At 71.3% G+C, this 14,872-nt stretch carries 12 protein-coding genes; 8 read left to right on the top strand and 4 right to left on the bottom strand.

Annotation, left to right across the window (positions count from 1 at the left end; translation table 11 throughout):
* Positions 1 to 2,931: HelD family protein (locus E4099_RS17615; protein WP_245244937.1), on the top strand; the 2,931-nt coding region annotated here is incomplete at its 5' end.
* Positions 2,932 to 3,028: 97 nt separating this feature from the next.
* On the opposite strand, the gene E4099_RS17610 is transcribed toward E4099_RS17615, so the two are convergent.
* Positions 3,029 to 4,219, bottom strand: coding sequence for an IS701 family transposase (locus tag E4099_RS17610; RefSeq protein WP_245244935.1), 1,191 nt, complete (start codon positions 4,217 to 4,219; stop codon positions 3,029 to 3,031).
* A gap of 757 nt (positions 4,220 to 4,976) precedes the next feature.
* Between E4099_RS17610 and E4099_RS17605 the strand changes: the two genes are divergently transcribed.
* The 7 genes from E4099_RS17605 to E4099_RS17575 are packed head-to-tail and all read left to right on the top strand — an operon-like array spanning position 4,977 to position 11,051.
* Complete coding sequence (locus E4099_RS17605) at positions 4,977 to 5,345, top strand: DoxX family protein (RefSeq protein ID WP_135340033.1); 369 nt, start codon at positions 4,977 to 4,979, stop codon at positions 5,343 to 5,345.
* Between the two features lie 19 nt (positions 5,346 to 5,364).
* Positions 5,365 to 6,981, top strand: a complete 1,617-nt coding sequence (locus E4099_RS17600; RefSeq protein ID WP_135340032.1) for a class I adenylate-forming enzyme family protein — start codon at positions 5,365 to 5,367, stop codon at positions 6,979 to 6,981.
* On the top strand, positions 6,981 to 7,883 hold the full coding sequence (locus E4099_RS17595) for a hypothetical protein (protein WP_135340031.1): 903 nt from the start codon (positions 6,981 to 6,983) through the stop codon (positions 7,881 to 7,883). Before E4099_RS17600 ends, E4099_RS17595 begins: the two co-directional genes overlap by 1 nt.
* On the top strand, positions 7,880 to 8,386 hold the full coding sequence (locus E4099_RS17590) for a hypothetical protein (protein ID WP_135340030.1): 507 nt from the start codon (positions 7,880 to 7,882) through the stop codon (positions 8,384 to 8,386). Before E4099_RS17595 ends, E4099_RS17590 begins: the two co-directional genes overlap by 4 nt.
* 27 nt (positions 8,387 to 8,413) lie before the next feature.
* On the top strand, positions 8,414 to 10,207 hold the full coding sequence (locus tag E4099_RS17585; protein WP_135340029.1) for a fatty acyl-AMP ligase: 1,794 nt from the start codon (positions 8,414 to 8,416) through the stop codon (positions 10,205 to 10,207).
* Complete coding sequence (locus tag E4099_RS17580; RefSeq protein ID WP_135340028.1) at positions 10,204 to 10,464, top strand: acyl carrier protein; 261 nt, start codon at positions 10,204 to 10,206, stop codon at positions 10,462 to 10,464. Before E4099_RS17585 ends, E4099_RS17580 begins: the two co-directional genes overlap by 4 nt.
* Positions 10,461 to 11,051: an LOG family protein gene (locus E4099_RS17575; protein WP_135340027.1), complete on the top strand. Its 591-nt coding sequence runs from the start codon at positions 10,461 to 10,463 to the stop codon at positions 11,049 to 11,051. The genes E4099_RS17580 and E4099_RS17575 overlap by 4 nt, the downstream gene beginning before the upstream one ends.
* Positions 11,052 to 11,187: 136 nt before the next feature.
* Here E4099_RS17575 and E4099_RS17570 read toward each other — a convergent pair whose 3' ends face one another.
* From E4099_RS17570 to E4099_RS17560, 3 genes are read right to left on the bottom strand one after another with little or no spacing between them, the layout of a single operon-like run.
* Complete coding sequence (locus E4099_RS17570; RefSeq protein WP_135340026.1) at positions 11,188 to 12,981, bottom strand: IucA/IucC family protein; 1,794 nt, start codon at positions 12,979 to 12,981, stop codon at positions 11,188 to 11,190.
* Positions 12,978 to 13,550 (bottom strand): GNAT family N-acetyltransferase, encoded by a 573-nt coding sequence (locus tag E4099_RS17565; RefSeq protein ID WP_135340025.1) that lies wholly within the window; start codon positions 13,548 to 13,550, stop codon positions 12,978 to 12,980. The genes E4099_RS17570 and E4099_RS17565 overlap by 4 nt, the downstream gene beginning before the upstream one ends.
* Entirely contained in the window at positions 13,547 to 14,854 is a 1,308-nt protein-coding gene (locus tag E4099_RS17560; protein ID WP_135340024.1) for a lysine N(6)-hydroxylase/L-ornithine N(5)-oxygenase family protein, read from the bottom strand. Before E4099_RS17560 ends, E4099_RS17565 begins: the two co-directional genes overlap by 4 nt.
* Between the last annotated feature and the right edge of the window lie 18 nt (positions 14,855 to 14,872).

The following is a 14,872-nucleotide window of genomic DNA, read 5'->3' as shown; positions in this document are numbered from 1 at the left end:
CCCGTCCCCGAGCCCCGTCAGGCCGCCGACGGCAGCGCGGCGGAGGAGGCGGACGCGACACCCGCCCCGGAGCGTACGTTCGCCCCCACCCCCGGCGATGTCGTACGCAGGCAGCGGCGGAAGGCGCTCCAGCCGGACGACTTCCTGCTGCGGGAGCTCCAGCGGTCCCGCGGCGGGCGGATGCGGGACATCGTCGAGACCATCCGCCGCGACCAGATGGAGCTGGTCACCGGCTCGCCGGCGGACATCCTCGTCGTGCAGGGCGGCCCCGGTACCGGCAAGTCGGCAGTCGGTCTCCACCGGGTGACCTGGCTCGTCAACAACGAGCACTTCAGGGCCCAGGACATCCTCGTCATCGGCCCCCATCAGCGGTTCCTCGACTATGTCGGACAGGTCCTGCCCACCCTCGGCACCCGGGACGTCAACGCCGTCCAGCTGGACCGCCTGTGGGAGGGCAGGATCCTTGGCACCGACTCCCCGAAGGCACGCCTGGTGAAGTCGGACGAACGCATGGCGGCCGTGCTGCGGCGCCGCGTCGAGAGCGACTTCCGCCCGGAGGCTCTCGATGCCCTCACCGTCGCCCCCTCCTTCGAGGGCGACGAGCCCGCGATCGTCGTCACCGCCGGCAGTACGACCCTTCGCGTGCCGAAGTCCGAGGTCCTCGCCCTCCTCGACCAGGCCCACGCCGGCGAGGGGCCTTTCCGGGAGCGGCGCGACCGCTTCCGGGGCCTCTTCGTCGACCGGCTCCTCCAGGAGCTCGCCGACATCGCGCCACGCCGCGGGCAGGCCGGCACGATCCGGCGCGATCTGGAACGCAACCGCCGGGTGGAGCGCCTGGTCGAACGCGTCTGGCTGTCCCCCGGCCCCCGGGAGGCACTGCGGAGCCTCTACGACTCACCCGACCTCCTGCGGGACTGCGCCGACGGCATCCTCGACGAGGACGAGCAGGCGGCCCTGCTGCGGCCCCGCGCCGCCAGCGCCGACGCCGATCCGTGGACCCTTGACGACCAGGTCTGCCTGGAAGAGCTCGGAGTGCTGATCAGCGGCGACACTCCGCCGCGATACGGCCACATCGTCATCGACGAGGCCCAGGACCTCACCCCCATGCAGGCCCGCTCCCTGCAGCGGCGCTGTGCCGTGGGCGGCTCCATGACCGTGCTGGGCGACCTCGCGCAGGCGACGGGCGCCCACATCCCGACGGACTGGGACCAGCTCGGCGCGCTCCTCTCCGACCACGGCGACTGGAGCGTGGCCCAGCTCACCACCAGCTACCGCGTCCCCGCCGAGATCATGGAGTTCGTCGCCCCGCTCGCCAGGGCTGTCGCTCCGACCCTGCCGTACCCGCAGGCCATCCGGGAGGTGGGAGCGGACGCGGTACGGACCGTGGCGACCGAGCCGTGGAAGCTGCTGGACGACACCGTCGCCCATGTGGCCCGGCTCAGGGAAACCAGCGACGGCAGCACCCCCCGCTCCGTGGCCGTCATCGTCCCCGACGACTCGGACTGGCTGGACGCCATCAGCCGCAGGATCGGTGAGCTCGGTGAGCTCGGTGACACCGGTGAGCGGAACCATGAGGCCGTCTCCGTACTGGCCGCGGCTCAGGCCAAGGGGATGGAGTACGACCACGTCCTGGTCCTCGAGCCCGCCACGATCGCCGACCGCGGTCCCGCCGGGCTGCGCCAGTTGTACGTGGCCCTCACCCGCAGCACCCAGAGCCTGACCGTCCTGCACACCGCCCCCCTGCCGGAGGCGCTCACCGGTTCCGGGGACGCCCCGTCGCCGACGGCGCACGATGCCCAGCCGGAGGGCGGCGGGGTCGGAAGCCTTCCCCGGATCGGTACCGATGTCCGGGTCGAGGTCGTGGCCCGGGCCCCGGGCGGTCGCTACAAGGTCAAGCCGTTGTCGCCGGTGATCGACCGACCGCTGGTCCTCACCGTCCGCCATGGATCGGTTCCCCCGCTGCGGGGCGAGAAGCTGGACTGCTGGGTTTTCGCCAACGAGACGACCCAGACGGTGCTCACGGCCAGTCAGCGCGGTCGGTCACCCATCTCGGAGCGGATGGCGGGGCGCTACCTCTCCGCATTGGAGGTGCTCGGAGAGCTGATCGAGGCAGACGGCGACGTTCCCGATGCCCGCAGCCGTCTCTCCGAACTCCAGGGCATGGCCAACCGCATCCTCCGACGGGACCAGGCGGACTGGGTCGACGTGCTCCACCTGTTCGGCGATCCCGACCGAGAACGGCTCGGCGTTCTCCGCGGCCTCGCCGCGACGACCAACCGTGCGCTCAAGGAGGGCGCCTTCGACGCGGGCCGGCTCGCGGAGGGGCTGGCGGCTTCCGGCTGGGCGGAGCCCCTCGCCGAAGCGCGGCGAGACCTCCGGGAGCGCTTCGACGCGGCGGCGAAGCCGGACTCCGACGGCGCGGATCCCACCGCCCTGACCCAACCCGATGACAAGGAAGAAGTGCAGATGACCACTGCGGACACCACCGCCGCGATACCGGTTGGGACTACGAAGGACGGCTTGCTGCGCGCGCTGGAGACGGCCGCCGGCACCGACCGCGCGTGCAAGAAGCACGAGGCGGTTCGCCACGCGCTGAAGGCATCACTGCTCTGGGCGGACCTCCAACCGGCCGACTCACCGGTCGTCGACGTCAGCTGCGCCACCCCGCACGGTCTCTTCCTCTACGAGGCCCTGGGCGCGGGTTGCTCCACCTATGCGGACCTGCGGTCGGGCGCGACCCGCCTGCTCGAGATCAACCACACACTGCCCGCGCCGGCCGACCGCCTCTACCTCGTTCTCCCCGAACCGCCCGCCGAGGACTGGTCCGCGGACACGATCCGTGACGTCTTCCGCGTCGATGTCATCTGGCGCGGCCCGGCCGGCTGGGGAGGCGAGAAGGCGGAGATCGCCTTCGGAGCCTCCGGCGAGTAGGGCGCCGTCCCCATCCGTGCGTCGGTCCCCGCGGAGGAGGGGTGGGGCAACCCGGCCGGAGGCGGTCGCCGGCCGGTGCCCTTGGGCGGCGTCCCCGTCAGCCGGTGAGGGCGGGGGCCGGTGGCTGCGCGGTCTCGTCGGCGGCGCCGGACAGGGAGCGGACCGCGCAGGCGACGGAGGCCAGCGTGAGGTGGCGGTGCCAGCCGGACAGCGACCGGCCGGCGAAGTCCCGCAGGCCCGCCTGCCGGGCGCTGTACGCCGCCGCGTGGCCGACGCGGTCCGCCTGCTTGGCCAGCCGCAGCAACTGGGGCATGGGGTGGCGCATGTTGGTGATCCAGAACTGGGCGGGCGCGCGCCGGGGATCCGCCCACTCACCCAGCAGCACCAGCGGTCTGCTGGTGGTGGCGACCCGTGCGGTCACGGGCAGGGCCGCGGCCAGCGAGACGCGGGGGTTCGCGGACTGGGTGCCGTCGCTCCACTCCACGGGGCGGCGCAGGGTCTTCTCCGCCGCCAGGATGTCCCGGGCGGGCCGGGGGTCGGCCCCGTGTCCGGACAGCGCCGGGTCCGCCACCGACAGGGGGGTGGCGGACCGGGTGCGGGCGATCACCGGCAGGCCCGCCAGGGGGAGACGGCTCATCGTCGACCTGGCGTCGATGCCCCGGATGTCCAGGATGACGGGCCGTTGGAGTGTCGCGGCGGCTCCCACCGTCTCCCGCACCGCGGCCGTGACGCTGTCCTCGTAGCTCTCTCCTCCGGGGGATTCGCACTCCGTGCCGGAGGAGTCCGCCGGCAGGAACAGCCGCCACCCGGCCGGGGTCACCACCTCCGGTGAGACGAACCAGACCCCGAAGGACTGCTGTCCCCGCAGCACCTGCCCGAGATGCGGGTCGAAGCGGCGCCCGACCCCCACCGAGTGCTCCCCGCTCTTGGGGATGGGCATGGGCTGCACCACCCAGGCGGACAGCGGGTGGGCCGCCTCCAGCCACTTGACCAGTGCGGCGCGTACCGGGCGCCAGTCCCAGGTGGAGCTGGTGACGAAGTGGTGCAGTCGCTGCTCGGTCGCCGATCCGCCGCCCATCTGCGTCGCCATGTTGCGGATCGATTTGCGCCCCGGGGTGCACAGCAGCCCGCGTACGTATTCTTCCGCCCGGCGACGCTGGTCGCTGCGCGGCAGTGAGCCGAACACCGCGGCACACAGCTCCCGCAGCACCTCGTCCTGTGCCGGGGCGAAGGGGCGCCTGCGCTGGCGTCCGATCGCGGTGGTGTTCCTGAACGGCGAAGTCCTCATCCGTCTCATCCCCCCCGATGATGTCCGCAGAATGGCACGGCGCCGTGAACATGGCAAGGAATGATCTTGCTCAACTTGCATGGCTTGTAAGGGAATTGAGGGTTCCGGATAGCGGGTTTGACCAGGCCTGTCGGACGATGGCCGGGTTGCGGCAGGAGTGCGCTGTCCCGCACTCGGCACCCCTGTCGTCCTTCCTTCGGAGGGGCGATCCGGCTCTGTGCGCTTATGCCGCCGGAATCGGGAGTTCCTGGAACCGGGGTGGCTCGTCGACGAGTTCCAGGTGGTAGGCGGTTATGTGGTCGGCGGGCGCGAGGTGGGGCGCCCCGGGGCGGCGCCTGCTGTGGTGGCGACCGCGGGGGCCGGACCCGTGAGCCGCGGGGTGGCGGCTGCCCGCTGCCGTACCACCGCGGGTAGGGGTGTCCGCAAGAGGGCGGGTTGGCCATCGAACGCCGTGAAGTACGCGGGGAGTTGCGGCGCCCGGCTGTTGGGGCGGTTCGCTCGGGGTGAGGCGCGTGATGGCCACGTACCTGCGGCGGCCTGGTCAAGGGAATGCGCCACCGGGTCCCTCTCGCGGTGAGGGCACCCCGCGCCCCCTGGAGACCGTGGTCCCGACCGGCCCGGCGTCGGGGTCGGGGACGGGCCCGGGAGCGCTCGCGTCGGGGGCCGAAGGGCCTCACCGACCAGGCTGCGACGGGGACTTGACAGAGTGCCTTGACGGTCGTTGCCGCGCCTCCTCGGGGCGGAGGACCATGCCGAAATGGATCTTCTTCTCACCCCCGACCCCTGGTGGCTGCCGGCGATCCTCGCGGTGACCCTTTTCGGTGACGCCGTTCTCTCGATCCGGCCGCCCAAGTTCATCGACGACTGCTTGAGCGGGGTCAATTTCCCCCGCGACTGGTGGTGGGTCCTGATCGTCGTCAAGCTCCTCGCCGTCGCCGGAATCGCTGTCGGGTTCGAAACCGAGGGAGTCGGCCTCGCCGCCGTGGCCGGCGTCATCGCCTACTTCCTCCTGGCGGTGTGCGCGCACATTCGCGCCCGATTCTTCGGCATGGCGTTCTGGTTCAACTGCCTCGGCATGCTCGGCCTTTCGGTCCTCACCCTTCTCGTCTCCTTCATCGGATACTGAACGTGCAAGGAAAGAAAAGATGAAGAGGAATTCAAAGCCTCCAAAGAACATCGGTGTGCTGTTTGACTGGCACGCGGAAAAGACGCGCTCGACGTCGCTGTATCTCGACCGTCCGTTCGACATCGCGCCGAGTGGCGGTGTCGATTACGACGCCGCGGCGCTCGCCGGTCTCGTCGCCGACGCGTCCGGCTGGCTCTACGCGGCCGGTGTGCGACGCGGCGACCGCATCGCCGTCATCAAGGACAACCACTTCGATGTGATCATGCTGTCGGCCGCGGCCACCCGTATCGGGGCGATCGCGGCCACCATCTCCGCCGCCAACCGGCCGGCTCATCTCTTCGAGATGCTCCAGCGGCTCCAGCCCGTGGTCACCGTCATCTCCGCGCGGACGCTCGAGGCGGCGGCGCGGGACGGAGTCGACCTGAGCGCCTTCGGCCGGACCATCCTGCTCGGCGAGGCGGCCGACGACAGCACGGCCGGAACCCCCCTGGAGCAGTTCTACGGGTCGCCCATCCCGAAGCCTGACCTCAGGCCGGACAGCGAGCCGATGATGATCACCCACACCTCGGGCACCACCAGCACGCCGAAACTCGTCGTGCACACGGCCGAGACCAACTGGGGCGCGGCGCGGCTGGAACTGCTTCCCCTTCCGGGTGTGGTCAACCGTCGTGACGACGTCTGCCTCTGCTCGATCGCGTTCGGCCACTCACGGGCGTACACATGGGCGATGGCGCAGTTCTACTGGGCGCCGCAGCGACTCCTCATCGGAGGCACCCACGATCCGAAGGACATCGAGGGCCTCCTGGAATTCCAGCGGCCCACCACCGTCGAGGCGATGCCGAACGTCTTCCAGCACTGGGTGCCCCTGGTGCGCCGGCGGCCCGAACTGTTCGCCCGGGTCCGCTATTACCTCAACACGTTCGACATGATGCATCCGGCGATCGCGCGCCCGTTCATGAACGCCTCGCGCCGCCGCGGAGTGATCTGGGGACACAGCTGGGGCCAGAGCGAGGTCGGCCCGATCGCGGGGACCGCCTACACCCGCCGCATGGTCAACAAGATCGCCGGTTCCGTGAACGACAACATGAACAACATGGGCTGGGCCTGGCCCGGCCTGATGAAGGTCAAGATCGTCGACCCGAAGACCTTCGCCCCCGTTCGGCAAGGGGAGACCGGGGTCGTGCTGACCCGCGGGAAGTCCCTGTTCGTCGACTACCTCGGCGAGACCGACCGCTACGAGGCGAAGAAGACGGCCGGCTGGTGGAACACCGGGGACGTCGGCTACCAGGACCGCCTCGGCCGCATCCACTTCGTCGACCGGGCACTCGACTCCATTCCGGGGAGCAGCGCGACGGAGATCGAGGGCGTCCTGCTGGAGCGCCTCGAGGGCGCGCGCGAGGTCGTCCTGCTGTCGCGGGGCGACCGGCCGCCCGTGCCGGTGGTGTGCCTCGACTCCGGGACGCTGTCCGACGAGGCGTGGAACGCGGCCTGCGCCGGACTCCCCCCGATGGCCGACCCGATCTCGGTGGAGTGGGTGGCGATGCCACGGACCTCCACCTGGAAGATACGCCGCAAGGAGCTGCGCGAACTCGTCCTGGCCGACGACGACACGGAGCTCGAGGAGAGGTTCACCTGATGTCGACGACAGACTTCCGCCCGGGCGAACCGACCCCGCGGGCCCCGCGGGGCGACCTGTTCGAAACGGCTCTTCACGCGACACTCCTGGAGATGCCCTACAACAGCGCGGCCGAGTACCACCGCGTGCACGGGGACGGGGACCCGGACCCGCGCCTGGGGGCCGCCTGCGTCCACCAGACCATCGACACGGCCCGCAGGGCGGAATCCCTCGGGGCGCCGCCGGCCACCCTCCTGCAGGAGGGACGGCATGTGGCGGCCGTGTTCGAGGACGGCGGCGACATCGTCGTACTGGACCCCTATCTGCTCCACCTGGAGCCGATCCGCTTCCCGGCGAGCGAGGTGGCCCAGGGCTCCTCGTCGGTCGAGGTCCCGGCGGTGCCGGTACGCCACGACGCGGAAGGCAGGGAGCGCCCGGCCAAGCTGATCGCCCGCTACACGGGGCGTGCGGACGGGTACGTCATCCGGCTCACCTACTCGCGGTTCAGCCCGACCAAGAACATCTCCGTCCTCAGCAGGCACTTCTCGCTGCGGTCCTCGGCCGTGTTCGTGTACGACGAGTTCGCCCGGGACATGACGGCGCTGCTGACGCACCCGGAGCAGACGAGCGTGTCCGTACGGGCCGTCTCGCCGGATCTGCGCACCACCGCGGAGGCCGTGCTGCCGCTGCACGGGTTCGCGGAGCGGGACTTCGCCGCCGGCGACATCTGGCTGCGCACCGGCAATGGCGCGATGCTGCACGGCTCCGACGGCAAGGCGGCCGACGTGTGGCGGCAGCTGGAGACGAGCCTGTCCCTGGACGCCGCCACCATCAGCGATCACCTCATCGGGGCGGCGCGCATCTACCAGCGCATGGCCGATCCCTCCCGGGACGTCGCCTCCTACCCGTTGGATGACGAATGAACCTCAGGCGGATCTTCATCGCCGGCACGATCCAGGGCTCCAACCGGGGCCTGAACATCGAGGACCAGTCCTATCGGGCCGAGCTCGCGTCGATCCTGGAGAACCATCTCCCGGGCGTCGAGTGCTTCGACCCGAGCGCACCGGTGCTGGAACTCCTGGCGACGGACCAGACCCGCGACGCCGCCCGGCAGATGCTCGACGGCAGGCCCGAGGCCATGCGGACGGACAGCTTCCCGGCCGCCGTGCAGGAGGTGCGCGCGGCGTTCCGGGCGATGACGGCGGAGGCCGCGAAGTGCGATCTGTGCGTCGCCTACCTGCCGGATTCCATGCCGAGCATGGGCACCGCCATGGAGATGTACGCCGCCCACCTCGCCGGGGTCCCGGTCGTGGCGATCACCGACATGGTGCAGAACCTGTCGGTCGTCTCGGTCTCCGACTGGATCTTCTCCGACATCCCGGCGTTCGAACGCTGGATCGCCGGTCTGTCCAGCGCCCGGCAGTGACCACGCTCTTCTCAGGAGTTACCACGTATGTCTTTTGATGTGCTGCTTGAGCAGGATCGGAGGCCGGCGGACGCCGGCGCGCCCCCCGTGCTCACGATGCTCGACGCCATGCGGCGGTCCGCTCTTCACACGGGGAACCATGGACTCCGGTTCTATCTGACGCGGGATGAGTCCCTGCGCGTCAGCTACGCCGAGTTCGACCGCATGGCGCGCCACGAGGCCGTCAGGCTGCGGCGTGCCGGACACCGCCCGGGCGACCGGGCCCTGCTGGCCTACGACCCCAGCCCCGACTTCCTGCGGGCCGTGTACGCGGCGATGTACGCGGGGCTGACCGTGGTGCCCGCACCGGTGCCACCGGGCCGGCATCTGGAGGCCACCCGCGACTGGATCGTGTCCATCGCCGCCGACGCGGACTGCTCCCTGGTCATGGCGACGGAGCAGGTGACCCAGGCCCTCAGCGGCTTCGGCGACCTGTCGCTGTGGCAGCTGGCCGAACTCGGCGACACCGAGCTTGCCGAGGAGTGGGCGGACCCCGGCCTCACCCCGGACGACCTGGCCATCCTCCAGTACACCTCGGGCTCCACGGGCCGGCCCAAGGGCGTCATGATCACCCATGCCAACCTGGTCGAGAACGAGCGCGTCGTCTCCGCCGTCATGGACGTCGACGCGGACACGGTGGTCGTCGGATGGCTGCCGCACTACCACGACATGGGCCTGATCGGCATGTACCTCCAGAGCGCGTTCACGGGGGCCGAGCTCATCGCCATGAGCCCCACCCTGTTCCTCCGCCGCCCCGCGCTCTGGCTGGAGCTGGTCTCCAAGCACCGGGGAAACTTCACCGTGGGCCCCGACTTCGCCTACGCCCTGTGCACCCGCCTGGTGACCGACGAGAAGATCGACGAGCTCGACCTGTCCTCGCTGCGTTCGGTCTGCACCGGAGCCGAGCCGGTGCGCATCGGAACTCTGCGGCGGTTCGCGGACCGGTTCGCGCGGTGCGGCTTCCGGCCGGAGACCTTCGCACCCGCCTACGGAATGGCCGAGGCCACCCTGGCCGTGTCGGCCAAGCTCCCGGGCACGTCCGTCAGAACGCTGGCCGTGGACCCGGCCGCGCTGGAGCAGGGCAGGGCCGTGCCCTCCGCGAGCGAGGGGGCGACGGAGGTCGTGTCCTGCGGACCGGCGGCGCCGGGCATGGAGCTCCTGGTGGTGGATCCGGAGTCGCTCGCGCCCGTCGAGGACGGCACCATCGGCGAGATCTGCGTGAGCGGACCGAGCATCTCCGGCGGCTACTGGCAGCGGCCCGAGGAGACCGCCGAGAGCTTCGGGTTCCGGCCCGGCGGCGGTGACCGCGGCTTCCTGCGCACCGGGGACCTCGGATTCCTGGACCAGGGCGAACTCTTCGTGACCGGCCGCATCAAGGACCTGATCATCGTGCGCGGCCGCAACATCTTCCCCACGGACCTGGAGACCACGGTCGCCGGGCACCTCTCGGAGCGCGGTGACGCGGTGGCCGCCGCGTTCGAGTGGGAGGGCGGAGACGGCGCGAGCGGCGGGGACGTCGTGCTGGCCGTCGAGCACACCAAGGCGTTCGATCCGGAGACGGTCGACAGCGCGCGGCGTGCCGTCGCCGACCGGTTCTCGCTCGACTCCCTCGTGGTCGTGCTGGTCCGGCGCGGCACGATCCCGAGGACGACCAGTGGCAAGGTCCAGCGCCGGCTCACCCGCAAGAAGCTCACCGAAGGCGAGCTGAAGGCCATGTACACCAGCGGCTCGGTGGCCCTCAAGGCCCGGGTCGACCGTGCTCTGGGCCAGGAGGACTCATGAGCCCCTCTCCGGTCGTACGGACCGACGCGGCCGGCATCGCCGACTGGCTGCACGGTCGCATCGCGGCCTTCGCGGACCTCGCCCCGGACTCCTTCACCGACGAGGCCCGCTTCACCGACCTCGGATTCACCTCGGTGTACGCGCTCGTCCTGTGCGGCGAGATCGAGGACACCTTCGGGATCGAGGTCGAACCGAACATGATCTGGGACTATCCGACGGTTCGCGAGCTCGCCGCCGCGCTCGCAGAGCTTCCATGAGGCGGCCGGAGAGGAGCCGCCGGATCGCCGTCTTCTGCGGGGCCCGGGCGGGCTCCCGGAGGGAACACCTCGTCCTCGCCCGGGACTTCGGCACCGCACTGGCCCGCCACGGCCTGGACCTGGTGTACGGCGCCGGCGGCACCGGCGTCATGCGGGCCGTGGCCGACGGCGTCCTGGAGCACGGCGGCGGCGTCACGGGGGTCATCCCGTGGGCGCTGCACGACCGGGACCCGGCCGGCCGTGCGCCGGGCGCCGTCTTCATGGTGCGCTCCATGCACGACCGCAAGGCGCTCGTGTACGAGCTGGCCTCCGGGTTCGCGGTGCTGCCCGGCGGCCTGGACACGCTGGACGAACTGATGGAGGTCGCCACCTGGAGCGGCCTGTCCCTGCTCGACAAGCCGGTGGTGGTCCTCAACCACCGAGGCTTCTACGACCCGATGCTCCGGATGCTCGACCACCTGCTCGCCGAGGGCTTCCTGACCCCGCGCGAACACCGCCTCGTCCAGGTCGCCGAGACGGTCGAGGAGGCGCTCGCCCTGCTGGGGGCGGGTGCCCTGTCCCAGGCGCCGGTCCTGGAAGGCATCTGACCCGGAGGGCGCCCGCGGCGCCGCGCGCGGCCCGATCGCCGGTGTCCGGCGGCCGACCGTCTCCGCGGCGGTCGGGAGCACCCCGTCCGACGGCCCTGAGCCCCTGCCCCCACCTGGGCACACCCCCGTCCCAGGCTCAGCCGTCCCCCCGGCCGTGCAGCGGGTTCCGCAGCGTGCCCGCGTACTGCAGCGCGGCGGAGGGGTCCGCCAGGTCGAGCATCTGCTGGTTGTCGCGGAGCTGGAGCCGGTTGAGGCAGGAGAGGGCGAAGTGCTCGGCGAAGAGGTCGTGGCGGCGGAACTTCTCGGCCAGATGGGGAGCCGAGCGCTGGTAGTCGGTGACGCAGGCGGCGACCGTCTGCCAGAAGGTGTCCTCGGTGAGGGTGCCGTCCTCGGCGAGCCGGGCGCCCAGGAAGCGGAGGAAGCAGTCCACGACGTCGGTGAAGAGGGAGAGCAGCCTCTCCTCCTCGGGCACGTCGACGCGGATGCGCCGGACGGCCGGCGGCAGGGGGGCCTCCGGGTCCAGGACGGCGATCTCCTCGGCGATGTCCTTGAAGATCACCCGCTGTACGGTGCCGGCCTCGTCCAGCACCATGATCACGTTCTCGCCGTGGGGCATGAAGACCAGGTCGTGGGCGTAGAAGGCGTGCAGCAGCGGGGTGAGGTAGGCGTCCAGGTAGCGGCGCAGCCACTGCCGGGGCGGTAGGCCGGAGCGGGCGACCAGGGCGGCGGCCAGGGAGTGGCCGGCGCGGTCGGTGTGCAGCAGACAGGCCATGGTGGCCAGGCGGTGGCCGGGCTCCAGGGCGGGCACCGGGCTCTCCCGCCAGAGCGCGGCCAGCATCTTGCGGTACGGGGAGCGGCGGTCGGTGGCGGCCTCGTACTGGCGGTGGTGGTAGCCGATGGCGGCGCGTTCGCGGATGATCGTCAGCCCGGTGGCGCGGAAGACCTCGTCGCCCGCGATCAGCCGGGCGAGCCAGTCGTTGATGGCCGGGGTGGCCTCCATGTACGCCGCGGACAGGCCGCGCATGAAGCCCATGTTCAGCACCGACAGGGCGGTCTTCACATAGTGCCTGGCGGGGGTGCTGGTGTTGAAGAAGGTGCGGATGGACTGCTGGGCGAGGTAGTGGTCCTCGCCCTCGCCGAGGTGGACCAGGCGTCGCTGGGCGAGCTCGGCGGCGAAGGTGACCGCGATCTTGTTCCGCCACTGCCAGGGGTGCACCGGGATCAGCCGGTAGTCGGCGGGCTCCAGGCCGAGGTCGGCCAGGGTGCGGGCGAAGCGGGCGAGCTGGGCCTCGCCGAGTTCCTCGCGGACCAGGGTGTCGTAGTCCAGGTCGGCCGAGCAGGTGAAGGTGGCGTGCTCGCGGTGGGCGGCCAGCCAGACCAGGCGCACCGGGGAGGCGGCCTCCGGGGCGTACGCGTGGTAGTCGCGTATCCCGAAGCCGAGCCGGCCGTTGTTGGCGACGAAGCAGGGGTGGCCCTCGGTCATCCCGGTCTCGATGGCCTGGAAGTCGGCGCCGGCCAGCTCCGCGGCGGTCGGTTCGGGCTTGGTGAGCTTGTAGGCGGTGCCGGCCAGGGTGGAGCTGATCTCCTCCAGGTAGACCGGCAGCACGGTGTCGCTCAGGCCCAGGGTGCCGCGGAGTTCGACGAAGAAGTCCAGCGGGTCCAGGGGGAGGGGGGTGCCGTCGCGGTGCCGGGTGATGCTGTCGGCGTCCACCTCCCAGTGGTCCAGGGCGAAGCGCCGGGCCCGGAAGCGGTACTCGGTCCGGCCGTCGTCGCCGCGTACCGACCAGCCGCCGTCGGGCAGCGGTTCGGGGCTGAGCAGCCGTTCGTGGCTGAACTCGGCCAGCGCCTTGCGCAGCAGCCGGCGGCCGGCCCGCTCCCAGAGGGCGGGGGTGAGGTGGGCGACGGGCTCGGCCGGGGTCGCGGGGGTCATGCGGATTCTCCTCGGGTGGCCAGGTACTGCTCGCGGGTGCAGAAGCTGAGCAGGGCGTCCTTCTCCGGTTTGCCGACGGTGCGTACGGCCCGGAAGCCGACGGCCGCGTTGAGCGCGTGCACCGCGGTGTTGCGCACGTCCGGTTCGACGACCACCCGGCGGGTCGCGGGGTCGCTGAACAGCAGCTCCATCACGGTGGTGAGCACCGCGCGGCTGAAGCCGTGCAGCGGGGTGTCGGTGGGCGCGCACAGGAAGTGCATGCCGACGTCGCCGGGCTCGGGCTCGTACAGCCCGACCAGCTCCACCCGGGCCGGGTCGTAGCGCTCGACCAGGAAGGCGGGGCGGCCCCGGTGCAGGCCGAGGAGCGCCTCGTGGTGCGGATGGTCGGCGATCTCGCGGTAGGCGCGGGCCACCTGCGCCACATCCGCGTCCCCCATCATCCAGAACGCCGACTTGGGGTGGGTGACCCAGCCGTGCAGCAGCTCGGCGTCGGCCTCCGGATCGAGTGGGCGCAGGGCGAACGCGCCCAGCCGGGGGTCCTGGCGGGTGAAGACGGCGGGGGCGCTCATCGGGCGGCTCCCGGTGCCAGGCCGAACTCCTGGAAGGCGATGCGCTCCTCGATCGGGTAGTGCTCGCGGCCCAGCAGCTCGCGGATGATCCAGGAGTTGCGGTACGGGCCCATGCCCAGGTCGGGGGAGGTGATGCTGTGGGTGTGGGTGCCGCTGTTCTGGAGGAAGATCTCGCGCCCGGTGGTGTCGACGCTGTAGTTGCGGGCCACGTCGAAGCGGCCGTGGCCGTCCCGGCGGATGCGGTCGCGGACCGGTTCCAGGAAGTCGGGGGTCCGGGAGCGGTAGCCGGTGGCCAGCACCAGGCCCTGGGTGGTGAGGGTGGAGTCGCGCCGCTGCTCGGTGTGGTGCAGCCCGAGGGTGTAGACGCCGGTGGCCGGGTCGTGCTCGGCGGAGGTGAGGGCGGTGTGGGTGAGCAGCCGGGTGGGCACCGGGCCGGCCAGGCTCTTGGCGTAGAGCAGGTCGTAGATGCTGTTGATCAGCTCCGTGTCGATGCCCTTGAACAGGCCCTTCTGCTCGCTCTCCAGCCGGTAGCGGGTGTCCTCGGGCAGGGCGTGGAAGTAGTCCACGTAGTCCGGGGAGGTCATCTCCAGCGTCAGCTTGGTGTACTCCAGCGGGAAGAAGCGCGGCGAGCGGGTGACCCAGTTCAGCCGGTAGCCGCAGGAGTCGATGTCCTGGAGCAGGTCGGCGTAGATCTCCGCGGCGCTCTGCCCGCTGCCGACCACGGTGATGGACTCCTTGGCCCGCAGCGCCGCCCGCAGCTCCCGGTACCGGGAGCTGTGGACGGCGTCGCCGCCCAGGTCGCGGCAGGGCTCGGGGAGGTACGGCGGGGTGCCGGTGCCCAGCACCAGACGGCGGGCGCGGTGGGTGGTGACGGCCCCGGTGGCGGTCTGCCGGGCGTGCACGGTGTAGCAGCCGTCGGCCCGGTCGTACTCGACCCGGGTCACGGTGTGCCCGAAGCGGACGGTGCCCAGCCGGTCGGCGGCCCAGCGGCAGTAGGCGTTGTACTCGGCGCGCAGCGGATAGAAGCTCTCGCGGATGTAGAAGGGGTACATCCGCCCGGATTCCTTCAGGTAGTTGAGGAAGGAGTACGGGGAGGTGGGGTCGGCCAGGGTGACCAGGTCGGCCAGGAACGGGGTCTGGAGGGTGACGCCGTCCAGCAGCATCCCCGGATGCCAGTCGAACTCCGGCTTGCTCTCCAGGAACAGCGCGTCGATTTCCGCGATGGGCTCGACCAGGCAGGCCAGCCCCAGGTTGTAGGGGCCCAGGCCGATGCCTATGACGTCATGGGGGGCGGGGTGGGACATGGCGTGGGTCCTTTCAGC

This window comes from Streptomyces palmae, assembly GCF_004684805.1.
Taxonomy (GTDB): Bacteria; Actinomycetota; Actinomycetes; order Streptomycetales; family Streptomycetaceae; genus Streptomyces; species Streptomyces palmae.
The sequence above is the reverse complement of the archived record's forward strand: the minus strand, read 5'-3'. Positions and strand labels throughout refer to the sequence as shown.

What these genes read in the sequence shown, in the direction of transcription:
- E4099_RS17610 (WP_245244935.1), bottom strand. Translation starts at nt 4,219, where the DNA reads ATGAGGACTTCGCCGTTCAGGAACACCACCGCGATCGGACGCCAGCGC.
- E4099_RS17605 (WP_135340033.1), top strand. Translation starts at nt 4,977, where the DNA reads ATGGATCTTCTTCTCACCCCCGACCCCTGGTGGCTGCCGGCGATCCTC.
- E4099_RS17600 (WP_135340032.1), top strand. Translation starts at nt 5,365, where the DNA reads ATGAAGAGGAATTCAAAGCCTCCAAAGAACATCGGTGTGCTGTTTGAC.
- E4099_RS17595 (WP_135340031.1), top strand. Translation starts at nt 6,981, where the DNA reads ATGTCGACGACAGACTTCCGCCCGGGCGAACCGACCCCGCGGGCCCCG.
- E4099_RS17590 (WP_135340030.1), top strand. Translation starts at nt 7,880, where the DNA reads ATGAACCTCAGGCGGATCTTCATCGCCGGCACGATCCAGGGCTCCAAC.
- E4099_RS17585 (WP_135340029.1), top strand. Translation starts at nt 8,414, where the DNA reads ATGTCTTTTGATGTGCTGCTTGAGCAGGATCGGAGGCCGGCGGACGCC.
- E4099_RS17580 (WP_135340028.1), top strand. Translation starts at nt 10,204, where the DNA reads ATGAGCCCCTCTCCGGTCGTACGGACCGACGCGGCCGGCATCGCCGAC.
- E4099_RS17575 (WP_135340027.1), top strand. Translation starts at nt 10,461, where the DNA reads ATGAGGCGGCCGGAGAGGAGCCGCCGGATCGCCGTCTTCTGCGGGGCC.
- E4099_RS17570 (WP_135340026.1), bottom strand. Translation starts at nt 12,981, where the DNA reads ATGACCCCCGCGACCCCGGCCGAGCCCGTCGCCCACCTCACCCCCGCC.
- E4099_RS17565 (WP_135340025.1), bottom strand. Translation starts at nt 13,550, where the DNA reads ATGAGCGCCCCCGCCGTCTTCACCCGCCAGGACCCCCGGCTGGGCGCG.
- E4099_RS17560 (WP_135340024.1), bottom strand. Translation starts at nt 14,854, where the DNA reads ATGTCCCACCCCGCCCCCCATGACGTCATAGGCATCGGCCTGGGCCCC.